The organism is Corallococcus sp. CA047B (assembly GCF_003612065.1).
GTDB lineage: Bacteria > Myxococcota > Myxococcia > Myxococcales > Myxococcaceae > Corallococcus > Corallococcus praedator.
The window spans coordinates 1-2,914 of the sequence record NZ_RAWD01000559.1; the positions used below are offsets into that span (position 1 = coordinate 1).

The 2,914-nt window shown below is 69.7% G+C and carries 5 protein-coding genes; 2 read left to right on the forward strand and 3 right to left on the reverse strand.

Annotated elements, in window-relative coordinates; genetic code table 11:
* Positions 1–431, forward strand: a 431-nt coding sequence (locus tag D7X74_RS40900) for a DUF1579 domain-containing protein (RefSeq protein ID WP_120538332.1), incomplete at its 5' end; no start/stop codon positions are given.
* Positions 432–584: 153 nt separating this feature from the next.
* Positions 585–869 carry a hypothetical protein gene (locus D7X74_RS40905; protein WP_120538333.1) on the forward strand — a complete coding sequence of 95 codons (285 nt, stop codon included), beginning with the start codon at positions 585–587 and terminating at the stop codon, positions 867–869.
* A 34-nt stretch (positions 870–903) separates the two neighbouring features.
* Here D7X74_RS40905 and D7X74_RS40910 read toward each other — a convergent pair whose 3' ends face one another.
* Genes D7X74_RS40910 through ogt form a run of 3 tightly spaced genes read right to left on the reverse strand, consistent with a single transcriptional unit; the run spans position 904 to position 2,861 of the window.
* A complete protein-coding gene (locus D7X74_RS40910; protein WP_120538334.1) occupies positions 904–1,470 on the reverse strand; it encodes a bifunctional 2-polyprenyl-6-hydroxyphenol methylase/3-demethylubiquinol 3-O-methyltransferase UbiG in 567 nt (188 codons plus the stop codon).
* An 11-nt stretch (positions 1,471–1,481) separates the two neighbouring features.
* Positions 1,482–2,291: an isocitrate lyase/phosphoenolpyruvate mutase family protein gene (locus D7X74_RS40915; protein ID WP_120538335.1), complete on the reverse strand. Its 810-nt coding sequence runs from the start codon at positions 2,289–2,291 to the stop codon at positions 1,482–1,484.
* 39 nt (positions 2,292–2,330) lie between these two features.
* Entirely contained in the window at positions 2,331–2,861 is a 531-nt protein-coding gene (gene ogt, locus D7X74_RS40920) for a methylated-DNA--[protein]-cysteine S-methyltransferase (protein ID WP_199732690.1), read from the reverse strand.
* Positions 2,862–2,914 lie beyond the last annotated feature (53 nt).

A 2,914-nucleotide genomic window follows, 5' to 3' on the forward strand; every position in this document is an offset into this window, starting at 1 on the left:
GGTGTGAGGGCGTCGCCCGCACGTGGTTCCAGCCGGACAAGGTGGAGGATGAGTCCCCCATCGCCGGCACCTTCCGGAGCGTGCTCGACGGCCGCTTCGTGGTGCACGAGTACACGTCCTCGATGGGGGGCAAGCCGCTGTCGGGCATCGCCACCCTGGGCCATCACCTGGACGGCCGCCAGTTCACCATGTCGTGGGTGGACACCTTCCACGTGGGCTCCGACATCATGACCCTGCTGGGGGAGGCCGGGGTGAGCGACCGGTTCTCCGTGTCCGGCACCTACTTCACGGGGGAGACGACGCCCCGGTGGGGCTGGCGCGTGGACATCGAACAGCCCTCGCCCGACGCGCTCGTCATCACGCACTTCAACATCCAGCCCGGTGAGGCGGCGCAGAAGGCGATTGAGATCCAGTACCGCCGACGGGCCTGAGGAGCCCCGAGCGTGACGCACGGCGTCTGGTGGGTGGTTGACAGATAAGGCGGGTATGGCGGCTAAACCGGCTTATACTGGGAAGATTGTATTCGGTATGTTATGTCTTCACCTGCCGAGCATCTCGCCGGCGTTCTCCCTGAGAAGACACCCATGCAAATCAAGACCCTGATTGTCAGCCTCGCTTTCGGTTCCCTCCTGGCCGCCTGTGGCGGAATGGAGACGGAGGGAATGGCCGAAGAGACGCCGAGCCTGGCCACCACGGAGCAGAATCTCTGTGAGGGTTGGGACAACGGCGCGAACCGGTGCACGTTCAAGTGTACCTCTGGCAGCGGCTGGCTCTGGTACGCCCCGGGCCAGATCGCCTATGGGCAGTGCCAGGCCGCGGCCGATGCCTACTGCGGTCGCTCCGCCTACGGCGCCTGCTGGAGCTTCTAGCGCCCACGTGCTGGGAGGGCTCCGTGCCTGTCTGTCATTGACGGTGACGCCGCGCGAGGACGCGTGCCTCGTGTCGGCCGGAGTCCGTCCAGCCCTCGGTGGATGAGAGGGTTTCGAACTCCTGGAGGAGCGTGGGCAGCTCTCCGTCCTCCAGGAGGAACCGTGCGGACGGGTGCGGATGCCTTTGCAGGTTGCTCCGGGTGGGTTGGGCGAAGACGAACAGCCCACCCGGTGCGAGCACGCTGGGAAGCGCGGCGAAGAGCGGCCGCCAGAGGTAGTTCAGGCACACGACCAGGTCGAACGGGCCTGGAGGCAGCGGGTCCACTTCCAGGTCCAGGCGCGCGAGCTGGAGGGGCACTCCCTCCGCCTGTGCGAGCGCCCCCGCTTGTTCCAGCGCCACGTCGGAGAGGTCCACCAGGGTGACGTCCAGCCCGCGCTTCGCGAGCCAACACGCGTCGTGTCCCGGTCCCCCGGCCAGGTCGAGCGCCCGGCCCGTGGTGGGCAGCTGGTCCGCGAGCGAGCGCAGGAAGTCCGAGGGCTCCCGAGGTTCAGGGGCCCGCTGGTAGCGGTCGTTCCAGCGCTGGCGATCGTCCTGGGACATGGGACCTCCGGTCAGCGCCGGGTCATCAGGCCGTTGAGGGACGGATAGCTGGAAGCTTCCTCGAACAGGGCCGCGGAGTGGCCTTCGCGCAGGAAGGCGGTGGCGAGCGCGCCCGCGCGGCCCCAGAGGGCTTGCGCGATGGCCGAGCCCGTGCTCAGGCGCCGCACGCCCAGACGCTGCAACTCCGGGACGCTGGGAAGGTCGGGCCGGGCCATGGCATTCACCGGCAGTGGCGTGCCGCGCGTGAGGGCCTGGAGGTCCGCCGCGTTCGTGGCGCCGGGAACGAAGAGGCCGTCCGCGCCGGCCTGCTGGTAGCGGGCGGCGCGGGCCAGGGTCTCCTCCACACGGCGCTCGGGCGGGACGAGTCCGCGCAGGAAGACATCCGTGCGCGCATTGACGAAGACGTCGAGGCCCCGCTGGGCACTGGCCTGCTTCACGCGTTCAATCTTCGCCGCGAGCAATTCCGGTGGGCCGCTCCCGTCCTCCAGGTTGATGCCCACGGCGCCCTCGGACAGCAGCCGGACCACGTTCTCACCGACGGTCGCAGGGTCGTCGGAGTAGCCGCCCTCCGCATCCACGGTGAGGGGCACGCGGATGACCCCGGTGATGGCCTGGACCGTGGCGACGAGGCGGTCCATGGGCAGCGCGTTGCCATCCGGGAACCCGAGGGCCCAGGCAATCCCGGCGCTGGTGGTGGCGATGGCGCGGGCGCCCAGGCTTTCAAAGATGCGGGCGCTGCCAGCATCCCAGACATTCGGCAGGAGGAGCAGTTCGGGGCCCTGGTGCAGCGCGCGGAAGGTGCTGGCGGCGGTGTCTGGCATGGGGAGGCTTTCGGGAGGGTGAGAGGGATTGGAAGGCTTTCAGGCCCTGGGCGCGTGCGTCTGTTCGTGGTCGAGCAGCCAGCGTTTGCGCTCGATTCCTCCGGCATAGCCTGTCAGGGAGGCATTGGCACCCACGACGCGGTGGCACGGCACGACGATGCCCACGGGGTTGGCGCCATTGGCCGCGCCCACGGCGCGCACGGCCTTGGGCCGGCCGATGCGTTCGGCGAGCCGGGCGTAGGTGGTGGTGGTGCCGGCGGGAATTTCCCGCAGGGCGCGCCAGACCTCGCGCTGGAAGGGGGTGCCGGCGGTCGCCACGGGCAGGGCGTTGATGGCGCTGACGTCTCCGCGCAGGTAGGCCTGGAGGGCGGAGGTGCGGCCGGAGGGATCCTTCGCGGGCTCCAGGACGCAGCCGTCCTCGCCGTAGTGCAGGCGCAGAAGCCGGTGCATGCGGGCCTCGTAGCCTTCCCAGTCCAGGGCGCGCAGTTGTCCGGCCTCGTCGCAGACGATGAGCATGGGGCCAGTGGGCGTGGGGGTGGAATCAATGAAGAAGCGCTGGCGGGGCTTCATGGGCGTCTCGTGAGGAAGGGGGGCGGGACCGGGCGGCGTCGGCGGCCCAGAGG